Annotated in this window: 13 protein-coding genes; 4 read left to right on the top strand and 9 right to left on the bottom strand. The window is 57.4% G+C overall.

Translation table 11 applies throughout. The annotated features are described in order from the left end of the window. Positions 1-106 precede the first annotated feature (106 nt). Positions 107-1,312: an outer membrane beta-barrel protein gene (locus AC2D8O_RS03340; RefSeq protein WP_484677371.1), complete on the bottom strand. Its 1,206-nt coding sequence runs from the start codon at positions 1,310-1,312 to the stop codon at positions 107-109. Positions 1,313-1,553: 241 nt separating this feature from the next. On the opposite strand from AC2D8O_RS03340, the gene AC2D8O_RS03335 reads away from it, so the two are divergent. The 3 genes from AC2D8O_RS03335 to AC2D8O_RS03325 are packed head-to-tail and all read left to right on the top strand — an operon-like array spanning position 1,554 to position 4,742. Beyond that, positions 1,554-2,876 (top strand): DUF1015 family protein, encoded by a 1,323-nt coding sequence (locus tag AC2D8O_RS03335; RefSeq protein ID WP_484677370.1) that lies wholly within the window; start codon positions 1,554-1,556, stop codon positions 2,874-2,876. Then, positions 2,821-3,411 carry a Maf family protein gene (locus AC2D8O_RS03330; RefSeq protein WP_484677369.1) on the top strand — a complete coding sequence of 197 codons (591 nt, stop codon included), beginning with the start codon at positions 2,821-2,823 and terminating at the stop codon, positions 3,409-3,411. Before AC2D8O_RS03335 ends, AC2D8O_RS03330 begins: the two co-directional genes overlap by 56 nt. Next, a complete protein-coding gene (locus AC2D8O_RS03325; RefSeq protein ID WP_484677368.1) occupies positions 3,408-4,742 on the top strand; it encodes an MATE family efflux transporter in 1,335 nt (444 codons plus the stop codon). Before AC2D8O_RS03330 ends, AC2D8O_RS03325 begins: the two co-directional genes overlap by 4 nt. 16 nt (positions 4,743-4,758) lie before the next feature. Here AC2D8O_RS03325 and AC2D8O_RS03320 read toward each other — a convergent pair whose 3' ends face one another. From AC2D8O_RS03320 to AC2D8O_RS03305, 4 genes are read right to left on the bottom strand one after another with little or no spacing between them, the layout of a single operon-like run. Then, complete coding sequence (locus tag AC2D8O_RS03320) at positions 4,759-5,535, bottom strand: MBL fold metallo-hydrolase (protein ID WP_484677367.1); 777 nt, start codon at positions 5,533-5,535, stop codon at positions 4,759-4,761. Further along, the gene (locus tag AC2D8O_RS03315) at positions 5,532-5,849 is read right to left on the bottom strand and encodes a hypothetical protein (protein WP_484677366.1); all 318 of its coding nucleotides are present in this window, start codon (positions 5,847-5,849) and stop codon (positions 5,532-5,534) included. Before AC2D8O_RS03315 ends, AC2D8O_RS03320 begins: the two co-directional genes overlap by 4 nt. 26 nt (positions 5,850-5,875) lie before the next feature. Continuing rightward, positions 5,876-7,246, bottom strand: a complete 1,371-nt coding sequence (locus AC2D8O_RS03310) for a hypothetical protein (protein ID WP_484677365.1) — start codon at positions 7,244-7,246, stop codon at positions 5,876-5,878. Positions 7,247-7,303: 57 nt separating this feature from the next. Continuing rightward, a complete protein-coding gene (locus AC2D8O_RS03305; RefSeq protein ID WP_484677364.1) occupies positions 7,304-8,803 on the bottom strand; it encodes a hypothetical protein in 1,500 nt (499 codons plus the stop codon). A gap of 151 nt (positions 8,804-8,954) precedes the next feature. Here AC2D8O_RS03305 and AC2D8O_RS03300 point away from each other — a divergent pair, with 151 nt between their 5' ends. Then, complete coding sequence (locus AC2D8O_RS03300; RefSeq protein WP_484677363.1) at positions 8,955-9,545, top strand: hypothetical protein; 591 nt, start codon at positions 8,955-8,957, stop codon at positions 9,543-9,545. A gap of 57 nt (positions 9,546-9,602) precedes the next feature. Here the strand turns inward: AC2D8O_RS03300 and AC2D8O_RS03295 are convergent, their stop codons facing one another. The 4 genes from AC2D8O_RS03295 to AC2D8O_RS03280 all read right to left on the bottom strand — a co-directional run bounded on the left by AC2D8O_RS03295 (position 9,603) and on the right by AC2D8O_RS03280 (position 16,563). Further along, positions 9,603-11,138 carry a hypothetical protein gene (locus AC2D8O_RS03295; protein WP_484677362.1) on the bottom strand — a complete coding sequence of 512 codons (1,536 nt, stop codon included), beginning with the start codon at positions 11,136-11,138 and terminating at the stop codon, positions 9,603-9,605. A gap of 221 nt (positions 11,139-11,359) precedes the next feature. Next, a complete protein-coding gene (locus AC2D8O_RS03290) occupies positions 11,360-12,919 on the bottom strand; it encodes a hypothetical protein (RefSeq protein WP_484677361.1) in 1,560 nt (519 codons plus the stop codon). A gap of 312 nt (positions 12,920-13,231) precedes the next feature. Continuing rightward, positions 13,232-14,875: a hypothetical protein gene (locus tag AC2D8O_RS03285; RefSeq protein WP_484677360.1), complete on the bottom strand. Its 1,644-nt coding sequence runs from the start codon at positions 14,873-14,875 to the stop codon at positions 13,232-13,234. A gap of 131 nt (positions 14,876-15,006) precedes the next feature. Next, positions 15,007-16,563, bottom strand: a complete 1,557-nt coding sequence (locus AC2D8O_RS03280) for a hypothetical protein (RefSeq protein WP_484677359.1) — start codon at positions 16,561-16,563, stop codon at positions 15,007-15,009. Positions 16,564-16,580 lie beyond the last annotated feature (17 nt).

Genomic DNA, 16,580 nt, shown 5'->3' with positions numbered 1-16,580 from the left:
ACGAGCCCGCAATCTACGCGCATTCTGGCATTTCAACCGCCCTAAAAAAGCCGCAGGCCCTGCGGAGTGCTCCGGGGCCTGCGGTAGTGGGTGGCAGTCAGGGTGCTTACTCGTAGAACACCCAGATCTTTTCGTCGATCTTCTGGCGCAGCACCTGCAGCTCTTCCAGCGCGGCGGCGCGGGTACTGTAGGTTTTGATGGCTACGCGATAGAATGTGTTGTTGGCGCTGCCCAGTTGCGGGTATGTCTTCTCGATGATGCGAGCCTCGTTGTAGCCCAGGCCCAGGTACTTCGCCAGCACGCGCTTGGCATTCTCCTTGTTCGTCATCGAGGCTACGATGATGTAATACTTGCGGCCTTCGGGCTCACTGCTTTCTACGGGCGTCCGCTCCGAATCTTTCGGCGGGCAGCCTTCGCCGTTGGCGCCGGGCACCAGCGGGCAGGGATCCAGATAATCCGCAATGCCGTCGTAGTCGGTGTCCATGGCCACCCCTTTGGTGGTCACGCGCACACCCGCAGGGGTGTTATTATCCTGATCCAGGCTGTCTACCACGCCGTCACGGTCCACGTCGGAGAAATACCAGGGGCGGGGCTCACGCTTGGTCGGCTGCGCCGGGGGCGTGTAACGCTCCATGTGGCTCCACTCCAGTGGCGTCTTGTTCTTGCCAAACCGGATGCTCAGGCCCACGGACAAGTAGATGAACTGGTCATTGAATCGGTTTGCAGGGCTCTTGAAATCATGCCCATCTATTTTCTCGGTGTTGGTGTAGCAATACACCAGTTCGGTTTTCAGATCCAGCCGGTTGGTAAGGAAAAACTGAAAACCGCCGCCCGCCATATAATACAGGTCGCCCCCTCGGTAGTTCTCTGCCTCGTTGGGAGACAGCTGACTGGGCGGCGTCAGAACCGTCACGCGGCTGCCCAGAATGCCAACACCCCCGAAGACGTAGGGAATGGTTTTGGGAAGCAGACGATCGGTCTGGAACAGCTTGTGCAGGGAGAAATTGAGTCGGAGATCACCGCTTGCAAAATTGTTGCGGAAGCTGCGGCGATACTGGTCTTTGCCATTGTCGCGGAGCTGGCCATACTGGCCCGTCAGCTGCAATGACAGTACCGGCGTAAGGGTGTAACCCACCGACAGCCCTCCAATAGGAGCTGGCGAACCTGCGATGTCGCCAAAATACCAGGTGGCGCCCGCATGTGCCCCCAGCGACCAGCGCGCGGGTTCTGAGGCGGGCGTCTGTGCCTGGGTCATGACCGTTGCCAGACACAGGCACACAGTCATCCCAAGTCCAAACAGGGATTTCTTCATCTAGAGAGGCAGCTTTAGTCAGTTCCACATGCCGCTTGAGTGGTTCAGACTCAGATGGGTTAAGGCGGTATGCGGGTAAATTTCGTCGCGAAAATACAGAAAGTCTGACAGTTGCACTATAAAATGACTGCACCAACTTCACTCCACAACACTTATTAAGCAAATAGTGGCCCCCGGCTTACGCCAGCCCCCTAGCCCAACAGCCTGACTTTCGTAAGTTTGCAGGCCTTTCTCCTGTCGCATGGCTTTACTGCGCCCATTCCGCGCCTGGCGCTACAATCTCGATCAGATCGGTGCGGTGGAGCCCCTCCTGGCTCCCCTCACGGAGAAAGCCCATGCCCTCAAACAGTTCTACCACCGGCAGGAGCACACCATCCACCTCTCGGCACCCCGCTCCATCGCGCAGGCCGTCGACCGGCTGATACGCTGGAAAGGCCAGCGGGTGTTGCTGCACGATGCCCTGCCCGGCATCTATCCCTACGCCCAGACGTATACCCTGCCCGGCCATCCAGCCCCCTTCACCCGCAAGGGTTTCATCGCACTTGTCAGGCTCAATGGCAGCCCCGGCACACCCAATGCCATCCGATATCACGAAGACATTGTGCCGCAGGCCGCACAGGAGCTCACCAACCTCCTGGCCGCCACCCGCATGTCGGTCACCCCTACACACGGCCTCTACCTCGACCGCAGCTTTGCCCTCGAGCCCCTGCTCGACACCTACCTGCATGCGCCCCTCATGACCGTCACCGACGCCCAGGGGGTTGAAAACCGCCTCTCCGTCATTCATCATACAGCGCAGGTGGCACAGATGGTGGCGCACCTGAAAGACAGCTCCATTGTGTTGGCCGATGGTCACCACCGCATGGCCGCAGCCGAAGCCTTCCGTGACGCTTGGCTGCGCGAACACCCCGACACCCCCGCCGACAGCCTGGTACATTACCACCTCATGTACCTCACCAATGCCGCTTCCGACGAAGCCCGCATCCTGCCGACGCACCGTGTTTTCCAGCTGCCAGACGGCCTCGATGCGCCCGACGCCATCGAACGCCTGGCCCATTTCTTCGACATCCAGCTGCTCAACCGCCAGACGCCCGCCTGGCAGCAGATCACTGACCTGCCTTATACCTTTGCCCTGTTGGCCCGAAACCAGCACCTCCGGCTTACCCTCAAGCCCGGCATAGACCCCGTCGCCGACAACCCGCTCGACCTCCCGCCCTCGGTCAAACAGCTGGACTATACCGTCCTGCACTATTTTGCCTTTGACCAGGCACTGGGCCTGCCCTATTCCCTGCAAAGCCACTCTGACCAGCTCATTTACCACAAAGACTACACCCGGGCTGCCGACTATGGCCGCCTGCCTGGCAACCTTGCCTTCATCGTCAATGGCGTTCGCATGGAGCAACTGCTGGCCGTCACTGAAGACGGCGCCCGCATGCCGCCCAAAAGCACTTACTTCTACCCCAAGGTACTGACCGGCCTGGTCTTTGCCTCCAACAACGACACCGAACATGACACCCCGTTTGATACTGGCCTCCAGTTCGCCACGCCGCCGCCAATTGCTTGAGCAGGCTGGCTTTACCTACGAGGTCATCCCCACCAATGTGCCGGAAGACTTCCCCGCTGACATGCCCTTCTGGGAAGTGCCTGCCATGCTGGCCAGCCGCAAGGCTACCCACCTGGCCCACCTCCACCCCGAAGCCATTATTCTGGCCGCCGATACTGTCGTAGTACTGGAAGGCGAAATCCTGAACAAACCCGAGGACGCCGACGATGCCCGCCGTATGCTTCGCGGCCTCTCCGGCATCACCCACACCGTCCTTACGGGCGTCTGCCTCCGCCGCGGCGACGAAGTTCATGCTTTCACCGAACGCTCCCTCGTCAACGTACGCAAGCTCACCGATCAGGGCATCGACCATTACATCGAACATTACCGCCCCTACGACCGCGCTGGTGCCTATGGCATTCAGGACTGGCTGGGCCTGCGCTACATCACCGGCATCGACGGCTGTTTCTACAACGTTATGGGCTTGCCCGTGCCCGCCATCACCGAAAAACTAGAAGCCCTCGGCTGGCTTTCGGCCGAAGGGAACCTCCAATGAAACTGGACATCTCCTTCCGGCAAATCTGGACACTCGCATACCCCATCATGCTCGGGGGCATTGCACAGAACATCATCAACGTCACAGACACCATGTTCATGGCCCGCGTGGGCGAGATAGAACTGGCTGCCAGTGCGTTGGGCTCGGTTATTTTCTACAGCTTCACCATCGTGGGCGTTGGGTTGGCCAGCGGCACCCAGATTCTTGTAGCCCGCCGCACTGGCGAAAGCCGCGACAGTGAAGTAGGCGGCATTGTAGACCAGGCCCTGTACGTCAACTTTGCCTGCGCCCTGCTCATGTGCCTGGCCATGACCGTGGGCCTGCATTTCGCTATGCCCCACCTCACCGACGACCCGGCCGTCCGCGACGCCACCGTCAGTTACCTGGGCATCCGCGCATACGAAATCTTCCCAGCACTGCTGTTCTGGGTGTTCCGGGCCTTCTTCACTGGCATTGGGCAAACCCGAATCATCATGTACTCGGTGGCCACCATGGCCTCGCTCAATGCCCTGCTCAACTACTGCCTGGTCTTTGGTAAATGGGGCTTCCCCGAAATGGGCATCCAAGGGTCGGCCATCGCCTCGCTCACATCCGAGTCCATCGGTGTGGCCCTGATGATTGGCAATGTATATCTCCGTGGCCAGAAGCAGCAATACAACCTCTTCCGCCTGCCCGCCGCCGACACCGACCTCATTGGCCAACACCTCAACCTGTCGCTGCCTACCGTGTTGCAGTATATCATCAGCATGGTAGCCTGGGCAGCTTTCTTTGTTCTCATCGGGCAAATCAGCTCGCGCGATCTGGCAGCCGCCAGCGTCGTGCGCAGCATTTACATGGTGGGCATGATTCCTACCTGGGCTTTCGCCGGGGCAGGCAACGCCATCGTCAGCAACGTGATCGGCCAGAGCAAACACCGCCTGGTGCTGCCGGGCCTCAAGCGGGTCATTGTCTTCAGCACGGGCATTTCACTGGTAGTCGCAGCCATACTTATCGCCATGCCCAAGTTGGTGCTGGAACTTTACGGCGCCGAAGCTGACGTCACGGCTGTGGCCATTGAACCACTGCGGATTGTCGGCATAGTGCTCATCTTCTGCGCCCCAGCGGTGGCCCTCATGCAGGGAACAACGGGCACAGGTGCCACCCGCTTTGCCTTCCGCATGGAAGTGGTGCTCATTGCCGTCTACACCCTCTATATCTGGGTGATGGTGAGGGGCCTGCACGTGCACGACCAAACCTACGTATGGCTGGTGGAGGGCATCTATTGGATCGGCATGACCCTGGGCTGCTGGTGGTATCTGCTCCGCGGCAACTGGCGCAGCCTCAAGGTATAACGTCGAACACCGCCCATCAGGCGTCTGGCAGATCCAGCGTCTGGCCATCCCAGGCAATGCGCACGTTGGGGGGCAGGTCCTGCTCTACCTCGGCGTGCAGGCCCATCAGGTGGCTGATGTGTGTCAGGTAAGCCTTTCGCGGCTTCAGTTCGGCTATCATCTCCAGCGCCTCCTCCAGGTTGAAGTGCGAGATGTGCTTCTCCTTGCGCAGTGCATTCAATACCAGCACATCCAGCCCCTGCAGGTAGGGCCGGGTGGCCTCGGGGATATAGCTGGCATCGGTAACGTAGGCAAAGCCTCCAAACCGGAAGTTGGTGACCGGCAGTCGGTAATGCAGCACTGGGATTGTCTGTATCTCAACGCCCTGTACCTCAAAGCGATGGGCGTGATCGGGCAGCAGGTGCAGCTCCACCTTCGGGATGCCGGGATAGTCGTTCCCGTCAAAAATGTAGGCGAACTCGCGCTGGAGTTGGCTCAGGCTGCGCTCATCGCCATAGACGTCCATCGCCCGCCGCTGCCGGAAGTTATAGGCCCGCACGTCGTCTAGGCCTGCCACATGGTCTTTGTGGCCGTGGGTCAGCAGCAGGGCATCGAGGTGCTGCACCCGTGCCCGCAGCATCTGCTGCCGGAAGTCGGGCCCCGAATCTATGACAAACGTCTTGCCCTGGGTCTGCACCATCACCGAGCTGCGCAAGCGTACGTCGCGGGGGTCGGCACTGGTACAGACAGAACAGTCGCACGCGATGACCGGCACCCCCTGCGACGTCCCCGTTCCGAGAAAGGTAATTTTCAAGGTGTTGCGGGTTGAGTGTCCTGACCTCCACTGTTGCGGGCACGCTGCTGTTTCATCACCTCGGCCCGCACCTGTTCCATCAGGCGGTTCTGGTCGGGCGTCAGGGTGGCCGCCTGCAATGGCAGGCTGGCTATCACTTCCATCAGGGTGCCTACCCGACCTTCCAGCGGGAAGAACTTGTTCACCACTACAATCTGCTTGTCGTCCAGCACGCAGTGCCCGCCACGGAAAGTCCCTTTCTCATAACGCACCTGATAGCCCAGCGCTTCCAGCAGGGCTTCCAGTTTGTCCAGCAGGGTTTGGGTTATGCGCATGGGGTGTAGCTACGCCTGCCTCTGCATTAGGGCTTCTTGTACTCTTTGATGTAGGCATCTGCCGGGCCGCCAAGGCCTTTCGCCTGCAACAGAAACTCCTTGGCCTGCTTCTGGGTCCCGGCCTGCATCAGGCTGATGCGCCAGTTGCCATCGGGCCACTGAAACACCTGTGCATCATGGAAACCCTTCTGCTTCCAGCCCTCTACCTTGGCCAAGCCTTCGGCTTCGGTTTCCACCCGGGCCACGATAATGTGCCAATAGCCTTCGCGCTTGGGTGGATGGGGCGGCGGCACCATCACGCTGTCGGTGGGCAGTTTCACTGTTGGGCGCGCGCTGTCGGGCGCAACGGGGGGCTTGCGGTTGAGTGCCGTCGTATCCACCTCGAACGGGTGGCGCACTTTCAGCCGCTGCTTGATGCGTTCCAGGTTCATCACCACCGCCACAATCAGAATCAGCGCCATGAAAATCACGGTCAGCCCCAGATAATTAACCAGCCGCGCCGAGTCCAAATGCCGCTTGTGCTGCTTGGAAATCTTGCGGGTAGCTTCCTCCTGACGCTTGCGCTCGGCCTCTTCCTCGGCTTCCAGTTCCGCCATGCGCTGCTTGGCAGTTTTTACCTGTGCCGCTCCGCCCGAAAACGCCGCCGACTTCGGCGTCCCACCGTGAGACACCTTTCCGGTATTGGCAGCCGACTTGCCGGATGCCGCGACCTGCTTTCCAGTCGCCGGCTCAGTTTTCCCAGGACGGGGCGGAATAGCTGCCGGTTTCTCGCGTTTGGGAATGGTGGATGGCCGTTCGGATGTATCGCCAGTGGTGGCGGCAGGCGCTGAGGGTGTTTCCGCAGGCATCTCACGGCTTGGGCGCGGGGGTACACTGCCCGGCTTCTCGCGCGGTGGGAGGCTGGCGGGCACTTCCCGGGGCGGAAGGCTGACAGGGGCCGCCGGGGGGAGTTCGGTAGCGGCAGCCGATGGCACCACCACCGGCCCTTCGGCTTCCAGCTTCAGGGTGGGCAGACCATAGTTTACCTGCGTGGGGTCGCTGGTGGCCTGCAACAGCACCAGCCGGCCATCCTGGGGTCGCAATACCGAGCCATCGGGCAGCACCAGTTCTCCTTTGTCGCGCACCTCGGCCAGAATCGTCTCACCCAGCTGCTGAACGGCCTTCTCGGCATCGGCCCGGTTCAGGCCATAGCGCCGCGACAGATAATCGTAGAACGGGCGCAGATGCCGCTCGCCTGGCTCCAGGCGTAGCTGCATCGAGGGTGGCAGCAGGGTGCCAGTGGCCGCATCAAAGCGTGCTGGCTGGCGTTCCCGTACAAACGTACCCACGCGGGGCACCGAGAACATCTCCTGCTCGCGCAGGGCCGCAACCAACAGATCCAGGGGTTCAGGTAACATGACAAAGGTGGTACGCAAAGGTAGTGCCACCAGCCGGGCATTCCCAATCCTGACCCATCAGAAGGCTACTTTAGAAACGTTGAACGTGTTGTCGCCAATCTGGTAGTACACCAACAGGCCTGTGTTGTTGTCGATCTGCCGGGCGGCTGTGCGATAGAAAACATCGGCTTTCCGGAAGCGCTGGAAGAATGGCCGCGGTGCCGATACATTGCCCTGTTCGTCCACGGTGTTGTAATACACGTTCTCGCCGTCGGCCTGGTTATAGTTCCGATAGAAGAAGTACAGCCTGTCGGCGCCCACAAACAGCGCGTACGACAGCTGCTCCTGCTTCATGCCCACCTGCTCTTTCGGCAGGTTCGACGCCCACTCTATTCGCCCATCCGGCCCCATCGAGATAATCAGCACGTCGTTGTAGAAATACTGCGTATTGCCCATCCAATAGCCGAAGGCATCGCGATAGGAGGTGTAGGAGGTAAAGAACTTCTCGGCCATCAGCATCAGACCGCCGTCAGAACGCAGCACCACGTTGTCGAGGTAATAGTCTGACAGCTCGCGGCCCTTCATTACCTGCTTGGGCGAGATGAAGCGCGCCAGAAACTCAGGCGACAGCGGCGAGAACGTAAGGTTCACCTTGCGGCTGGTGTCGCTGGCCTCACTCCGCCCATAGATCACGCCAGCGATGTTCGACTTCTTCGTGTTGGAGTAAAAACCTGTTACAATCAGGTTCTCATCGCGGTCGGGTCGGCAGGTAAGTTCGGTAATGAACTTGCCCTGAAAGTTCAGCGGCAGGGCCTCCAGCCGACTGCGGTTCAGGTCGAAGCGGAACAGCAGGTAGGTATACTCAATATCATCGCTGTCGCCATAGAAGTGCCGCGTGGGGTACAGTTCGGTCAGCAGGAAGATGTTACCCTTGGCTGTAAAGCGTGCTTCGGTCAGCTCCAGGTCTTCGGCATAATAGGGCAGGGTCATCTCGCCCTGCTTCATCTCCTGGGTACGGCTGTCGATAAGGGCAAAGCTGAATTTGGTGCGGGGCACATCCTGCTCTCGGCCTCTGGGGCGGTCGAGCCGGCCAATGCACAGCAGTTGGCGGCCATCCAATGACCGCTCATAGCGGATTACCCGCCGCAGGTTCCGCTCATTCCGGCTCCGGAACAGCTCAACCCGTGGCCCATCAGGGCGCCCCGTCAGGTCATACTGCTGGTAGGTGATCACTACCACGTGCTCTCGTGAAATGTACTCGGTGAAAAACACGAAAATCCGGTCGCCCAGCACCGAGATATGGTCAATGTCGTAGCTGCTGCTGCGCTCTATCAGCTTTACGGCCCACTCACGCTTCAGCAGGGCGTCGTACTTGAACAGCCCCATCACGCGGTCGCTCTTGTCGTCCAGCGGAGCTATCGTTACCAGTCCTTCGTCTGCCCTGACGTACTCGAACAGCACGGGGCGGGGCTCTCTACGGTCCAGCGACAGGGTTGCAAGAACGGTCTGGGCCGTGGCCGTGCCTGTCAGCAGCACCCACAGTGCCATAACGGCCAACAGACTGCGCATCAGTTTCATGGGGTCAGGTTTGGTTCTGAGCCAATTTCCGTAGAAGGCTCCCCAAATACAACTATCCGTACCCACCACCTGTTCCCCGGCAGCCTGTTACTTTCCGACTTTCTTGACTTTCCCCTTGTTCAAAAGTTTGCCGGAGTGATAGTTGCAGCATATGTCTGCCACCCTCGACCATCTCTATCACAACGCCCTGATTCTGCAGGCCCGCCTGGAAGAACTCCTCGAACTGCAAATCAATACCCTTCGCGGCCATCTGCTGCAGCATGGCAACGCCATTCGCAAAGGTCCAGAAGTCGAAAGCATTCGACTGATGCCCCAGGTATTGCGCCTCTACAACACCCAGACGCGTCTGTGCGCCCAACTGGCCCGCCAGATTGAGCGCCCTGCCAAAACTGCAGCCCCAGCCGACGCACCTGAGACCATGAAGCCCTCCGCCCAGCGCACACCAACCCCGGCAGTCGCCGCAGCCCTGACGGCGGCCAGTGATGCTGCTGCTTCGTCTTCACACAGGCCATCTGCGCACGCGTCGACTGCGGCAGTTGCACCAGCCTCGCCCCCCCCCGCCACTACCGCTGCCAGCCCGTCTGTCTACCCCAACGGCATGCCACCCTCGCCTAACCCGGCGCTGGCACCCCATCCGCTCGCAACGCCCAAAGGCCACCCACCGCAGGCACACCTGCCCAGCCCCAACCAGCCCTGGAACCCCGCGCCCATCCTTGGCCCCCGCAAACGTCCCGGCTACTGACGCACAACAAAAAGCCCCACCGAGGTGGGGCCTGATGATAGATTGGGAGAGAGTGCCCTATGGAGCCAGCGTGTACTTGACAATTACAACCGCCTTGTCTTCATCTCGATAATAGCTCAGCAGACAGGCCGAACGGTTCAATTGCAGACATGCTTCAGGCAAAAAAGTGTCCATTAGCCTGAAGTAAGGCAGCACGCGCGTTTGCACAATTGCACTGCCATCGCGGGGTGCCACCGCGTGGTAAATACCCTTGGCGTCTGCCGCCGAACTGCTCCTGTAAAATGCATTGAAGTCGCCGTTGTACATCACCCCGAAGAAGGATTTATCTGAGCCGGGGCCCTTCTGGGTCTTTTCCAGCAGTTGCAACGACCGGATTGTCCCCTCAGGCGACACCCGCACTACATAGGCATTCAGAAAATTGAAGTCTCCAATCTCAGGTGGCCGCATCCGAAAGGAGATCCCGAAACCAATACCATTCACGTAAAACCCGAGGCTGCCATAAGGCGTGCCCTGGCGCATCAGCGGCGTAACAAATTTGTCTATCGACAGAACGATGCTTCCATCCTTCTCCAGTATTACATCCTTATACAAGAACATCCAGGCAAACAGCTCGGCTTTGGCTATAGCTTCAGCGGGGGTACCTGCCAGTTTGGTGTAAGAAAGGGGCAAACGATTGGGCAGATTGGCCAGCTGAATCTGACTGTAAAGCAGTACTTCCGGATTGTTGTCTCCCGCAAACCCTACCAGTACCAGTTTCTCATCATTTACAATCGCAAAGTTCAGAGAATGGACCTTGTTGATTCCTTTCAGTGTCTCTACACGGTAATGCTGAGCAGAATCCGAATCCAGGTCCTGAACTGCCAGCAGAAAGTTGCCGCGCGAGTTGAGAGTGTCGCCCTTGAAATACGAGTTGTAGTCTCGGCCTCCAATGACCCGCTGAATCAGCAGGTACAGAACGTAAATTTTGTTCTTGTGCACGCGCACCTGCTGAATAGTGCAGTCGGTGCGCAGGAAAGGCAGGCGCACCTTCCCCTTTTGAGGAGTTTCCTGCCCTGCTGTGTAAACCTGATAAGACAGGTCCGACTCCCGCTTCGGATATACAATATCCGCGTCGGTCGTTTGTGCAAACACCATCAGCTGCTCTTTTCCCGATTGCAGCAGGCGGAACGGATATCGGTTGCTCATCACAATGTCCGACTCCATCAGCAGTTCACGTCCTCCAATTCGCTGCCCATCACCGCCAATTCGCTCGCGCAGCAGGTTCAGTGTCTTCTTCTTGTTGTCCTTCTCCTGATAGAATACCCAGTATTCTTTGCCCAGTTGCCCTACGTCTATAATCTCACGGTTTTTGGGCAGCGCCTCCAGCTTGGTTACCCATTTCTGCTCCAGTTCGTGGTTGTATTGCGCCAACTGATAAATGGGAGCCAGAGTCCAGTTGGGCTTGGACAGAATCATCAGCGTGCTGTCGCTTTCGCTGGAAATGAAACCAAGGTTGTCTGCCCTTTCCTGCTGGATGGCGATAGACTGACCATGTATGGTATTGCCCCAGAGCAAACTGGCAAATATGACCAGCCCAGTAATGAGTTTCTGCACGAATAAAGGAAATTAAACCTGCGACAAAGATAGAATTTAGCCAATTTGCCCAACCAACTTGCGGCTTTCACTGCCGATTCCGCCACAGGCACACCGGCCCAGCCCTGGAACCCCGCGCCCATCCTCGGCCCCCGCAAGCGCCCCGGCTACTGACGCCCACAGAAAAGCCCCACCGAAGTGGGGCCTGCTGGTCAATACCAAAGTGTGTTGATGCTGCGCCGTCACTTGGGAATCACCGAGAGGCGGGCTATTACATAGGCCTTGTCACTGTCGCGGTAGTACATCAGAATGGCATCGTTTGGACCTACCTGCTTGCACTGGTCGGGCAAAAATTCTTCTTTGGCCGTAAAGCCTTTCAACAGCAGGCGGGGTTCACCAACCTTGCCGTTTTCGTCTATCCGCCTCATATACAGCGAAGTAAAATCTTTGCCTGCTAGCTGGCGATACACAAAGTTGAACGCCTTGCCCTGCTCAAAAGAAAAGAAAGACTTGTCTGGATAACCGTTCAGGTTTTGTTTTATAGGCACTTCCACCACGGAATGGTTGCTGGTATCTGGTCCGAGGTGAATCAGATACGCCTCGAAATAGTCCGTCATAGAGCGGCGGGTCCGCTGCTGACGGCCTTGCCAAAAGGCTGGCTGTACGCCTACCGTTATCCAGGTACCACCCGACATGAATCCGATGCCAGGCCCAGCTGCTGTCATCGTCATGGGAGAGCTCCCAACCGCCGTCATAGCACTACTCCTTATGGGCTCACGAATCTTCTGGGCCGTCAGAAACACCGAGCCATCCGGCTTTACATAAATATCACCGAAGTCTGCACTGGCCCCACGAAGTACGTCTCCACTCGTCACCTCGCCCGGGTTCTTGAGGCCAATGCGGTTCAGCACGATACGCTTTGGCAGTGCCGAAGCATCTGCATTGTAGTAGAACAGCTCAGCCATATCCCAGCGTGTGTTCAACGGATTGAACTTGGAGAAACCCGTAATGACCAGACGGTTCAGTGAGGTTACTGCACAGTATACCTGCTCCATCTGCAGTTCCCCGTGATCTACTAGTATGGTATCCGTCTTCTGTGCCTCCGGCGAATGTCTCAGCAGAATGTATGTGTGCTTTTCTGTAAGCCCGCGTACAACGCTATTGTACTTCTTCCGCTCATTTTCAACGCATCCCAACAGAAACAGCTCTCCTTTGGGCGACACGTTAAAGTCGACCATCTCGAAGTGGGTGGGAAGAAAGGGCAACGAAAGTACCCCAGTCTGTGGTTCTGGCGTTCCCGGTTTGAAGAGGCGGTACTCTATGGATAGCATACGATCGAAATACTCAACCCGACGATCGGCATAACGGCCATAGCAAAGCAAACGTCCATCGTCCAACTTATTGTAAACGAACATCTGGCGGTCCTTCAGTTCCTTGTAGACCCGAATAAGCTCCTGTTTAGGGGCCAGACTTTGGCCCGTTTTCCGGTCAAAGCGTTCAAAGAACACAGCCAACTCATCTTTGGAGGGGTCGTACTCACGCGTGAAAAGGTATATCTGCTGGCCAATGACCGCAAGGTCTTCCACATTCTGGTTTTTGCTGAACACGCCCAGAGGAGTTACCCATACCTCCTTGAAGTTGGAATCTACCAGCATCAGCTGATACCGGTTATCCGTAGCATACTTAGGCTGCGACAGCACTACCATGCTGTTGTCATCCTCAAAGTAGGCTGCCCCAATCGAAGCCTTCTGGGGTTGGGGCACCACCAAATAAGGGCCCATAATCACTTCTTGAGCTCTCACAGAAAAAGCCACAAGAAAGCCGCACAACAACAGCGGCAGAAACTTCCATGATTTCATGCTGCAATATGTAATTATCAGACGGTTTTGAGCAAGTAAGACAGCGCCCTAATCAGTGGGGCAAAAATTGATTTGCGCTTGTGGCCCTATCGGACCATGGCGGCCCCCCATCACAGCCACAGGCACACCTACCCAGCCCCAACCAGCCCTGGAGCCCTGCGCCCATCCTTGGCCCCCGCAAACGCCCCGGCTACTGACGCACATCAAAAAGCCCCACCGAAGTGGGGCTGGGGTTATGTGAAAATACAGGGCGCCTTAGTCTATGGACATTCGGTAAAGAACGTAGCCTTTCTTTGCTCTGTCATACAGGACAAGCATCACCTTGTTGTCGCCAACCTTCTGCGACAGCTTTGGCAGAAAGTCGCGTCTGGTCATCTGGCCTCCCAGCAGTTCTATCCGCGGCTCTACTTCGCCACTCTTGCGCACCTTCACCAGGTATAGCCTGTCATCGTTGGACTGCAATTCCCGGTACAGGAAGGCCACATGCGTTGACGTCTCTATGGAGAAATACCCCCGCTCGTCCTGCGACGGCTGTACCTGCCGGATGGGCACCCGCGACAGGCGCGACTGGTTGCTGTCCGGGTTCAGGTAAATCTGGAAGGCGTCGTAGTAGTTGTACTCAGCAGCGGGTTGGTCGTAGTCGTAATTATGCCAGTATACATATGTGGGGGGGCCCTGGAATCTGACAGGGCCATGGGGGGTATTCGCTGTAATGGTTGGTCCCGGCACGGTCGTTTGTGACGTTCCCACTCCGCCCATCCCAAACAGTACCCCTGTTGCTATCCCCTTTGCCACACCCGCAGCGCCTGCGCGCGGATCTATGTACTTCTGCCCCGTGATGTACACCGAGCCATCGGGTTGCAGGTAATAGGCCCCCAGTTTCCAGCGGTTGCCGCTCGACTTCTGCTCCTCACGTGTGCGGATACGCACCTCCTGAAACACCGGATAGACTTCATGCCGCAGCGAATCGGCCGGATAGGCCCCGTAATAGAACTGGATGAAATCGGATTTGTCATCATCCCGCTCCAACCCGGCGTACACCGCCACTGCCACCCTGTTGCCCGACAGCGACCTCACAAATGCATCTGCGCGTTTGTTTAGTTCTACTCTTACACGGGTAGTGTCCATCTCCTGCGTTTCGAGGTTCTGCTGATACAACAGCAGGTTCAGGTTATGGGCCAGTTTTGGGTCCAGCAGCCAATAACGGTCCTTCCCGGCATCCAGTTTCGCCAGCAGATAGAGCGTACGCCCATCTGCCGACACGTCAAAGCCCCAGTCTTCAAAGTCGGTTGGCAAAAAGTGAAAGCGCATTGTACCCCTCTGAGACTGCCCCGCTCCCGGCGACAGAATCACGTAGTCGAATCGCGAGAGGCCACGGCTCTCGACCATCCGATCAACGGCCGTGCGCCTGCCATAGGCGATAATTCGCCCATTAGACAGCCGTTTCACATGAAAGCTGATGTCGTTGCCAACTGGTTTTTTCATCAGCACCAGGGTATCGAGGGCCCCCACAAGCTCACCCGTCTTGCCGTCATACTGTTGCATCAGCAAGCCTTCGTCGTTCTTCTTCCGATAGCTCCAGTTGTAAAAAATGCACAGCTTGCCGTCCAACGTCAGCACGGTGTTGAAGGACATGCCTTTCGGCAGTTTCGGCACGCCCACCTTCCAGCGCTCGCCCAGTGCCGAGTCGTAGCCGTGAATGTAGAAGTCTGCGACCTTGTCGCTTGTCTTGGCCGGAACCAGCACAACTAAGCCCCCGTCTGCGGTGCCCAGCGTATCAATGCGTATCCCGTCTTCCATTCGGGTGAGCAGCTCTACTGGCTCCCCTATCATTGTCTGGGCTTGGGCAGTACCTACCCCCCACAATGCGGCAAATGCCGCCAACTTCAGTATGCGCATGTCATTCAATCGAAACAAACAATATCCAAGTCTCACCATATCTACAGTTCAAGAAGCTGACTGACCGTACAATCAGCTTAAGACCCAATCTCTTGCCACCTGTGCCCCAGAAAGCACGGTTCAAGCCTCCCCTATTTGACCGTGCACTGCACCACCCGGTACTCCTGCCGGATGCGGTTATAGAACACCAGCAGCGCACGGCCTTCACCAATCACCTGGCACTTGTCTACCACAAACTCATCAAAGGTGGTGAAAGGCACTGGCAGTGATTGCCGCTTCTCCGCTTTGCCGTCGGCCAGAAAGCGCTGGCTGTAAATCTCGGTGGAGTTGGGGCCCTGAATTTCTCTGAACACTGCCCAATAAGTATCTCCTACGGGTATGCCGAAATGAAATTTCTCGATGTTATCATTAATTGTCTGCCGCGCAGGCGCAGTATGCAGGTCCATACTGCCAGAAAGAGTGTCCAGCCGAATATGTAAGATGTCGGTATAACCCACATTGCGGCGGAATGACGGCACCTCTTCTATGGGCGTCAGCCAGCGAATGATATCGTACAGCCCACCAAGGAAGAATCTTGCCGAGTGGTTTTGGTCATAGGTAAAAGATTTAATCCGCTGCCCCATCAGCAATACCTTGCCGTTTGGCAGCCACTGTGGTGGGGCAAACTCCAGCATCATGTCTCCTACCCATTCGGAAGACTTGCCGTCTATGAATGCATAGTTGCGGGGAACGAGGGTACCCGTCACCTCGGCCGCACGGTAGGGCTGAAGGAAAATCTGCCCCTGCCAGTCTTTGAAATAGGGATGATAGAAGCGGGTATTGCCGCTGAGCCACAAACGGCTGTCTGCGCCTACCGAGAGTACGAGGTCATCGGTCTGGCCTTCCTTCTGCACAATGGTTGCCGTAGACATCAGCCGCGCCGAAGGCATGTCATACACGAAAAGCAAGTCGTTCAGCTTTTCAGTTGCAAGTGGAAACAGTTCAGTGTATTTCTTATCGGGGTTCTGCAAACGGAGATGCAGAAACAGATGAGTATCGGCCACCGCCATTCGCACCTGCTCTAGATGGGAGATGGAAACCGAATGCTTGAGGATACCGTATGACGACGAAGCCTCGGTTTCGCCGAAATAACAGTAGGGAATCTCCAGATAGGTATTCCGGGCACTGTCCTTCTTGGTTGCCAGAGTGTAGACCAACACCTTGCCTGAAGGAGCCTGGCTGACGAACAACTCGTGGCTGAGACCGCCGGACAGGGGGTAGTCGAACAGGCGGCGCAAAGGCGCACGGCGTGTACCGTCCAAGGCAAAGCGCTCGGAAAAGAAAATCCAGAAATCTTCTTTGGTGGCCCAAATACGGTCTGGTACTCGGTAAAGTACAATCAGCTCGTTTCCAACCCGGTACAGCCCCTCGATGCGGATGTTTTCGCTGAGGCGCGACAGCTTGACCGACCACAGTTTCTTAAAGTTTTGGTCGAACCGCGAGAGCAGGTAGCAGGAATCCGCTACCTCTGGGCTCCGGTGTGCGACCAGCAGGGTGCTATCTTCGGGCACATGTACCATCGCCAGCGGCAACAGCCGATCCTGAGGTATGGCGAACGATTGCCCCAGCGCCAGTTGTCTGGCTTCTACTACGTTAATTGTAAAAAAGAACGCCAGCAGGAGTGATGCTCCCAGTTTTACACACTGCATGGTCACAAACCACTTGA

This window comes from Pontibacter sp. T17 (assembly GCF_057219875.1).
This window is presented reverse-complemented; position numbering and strand designations above follow the sequence as displayed.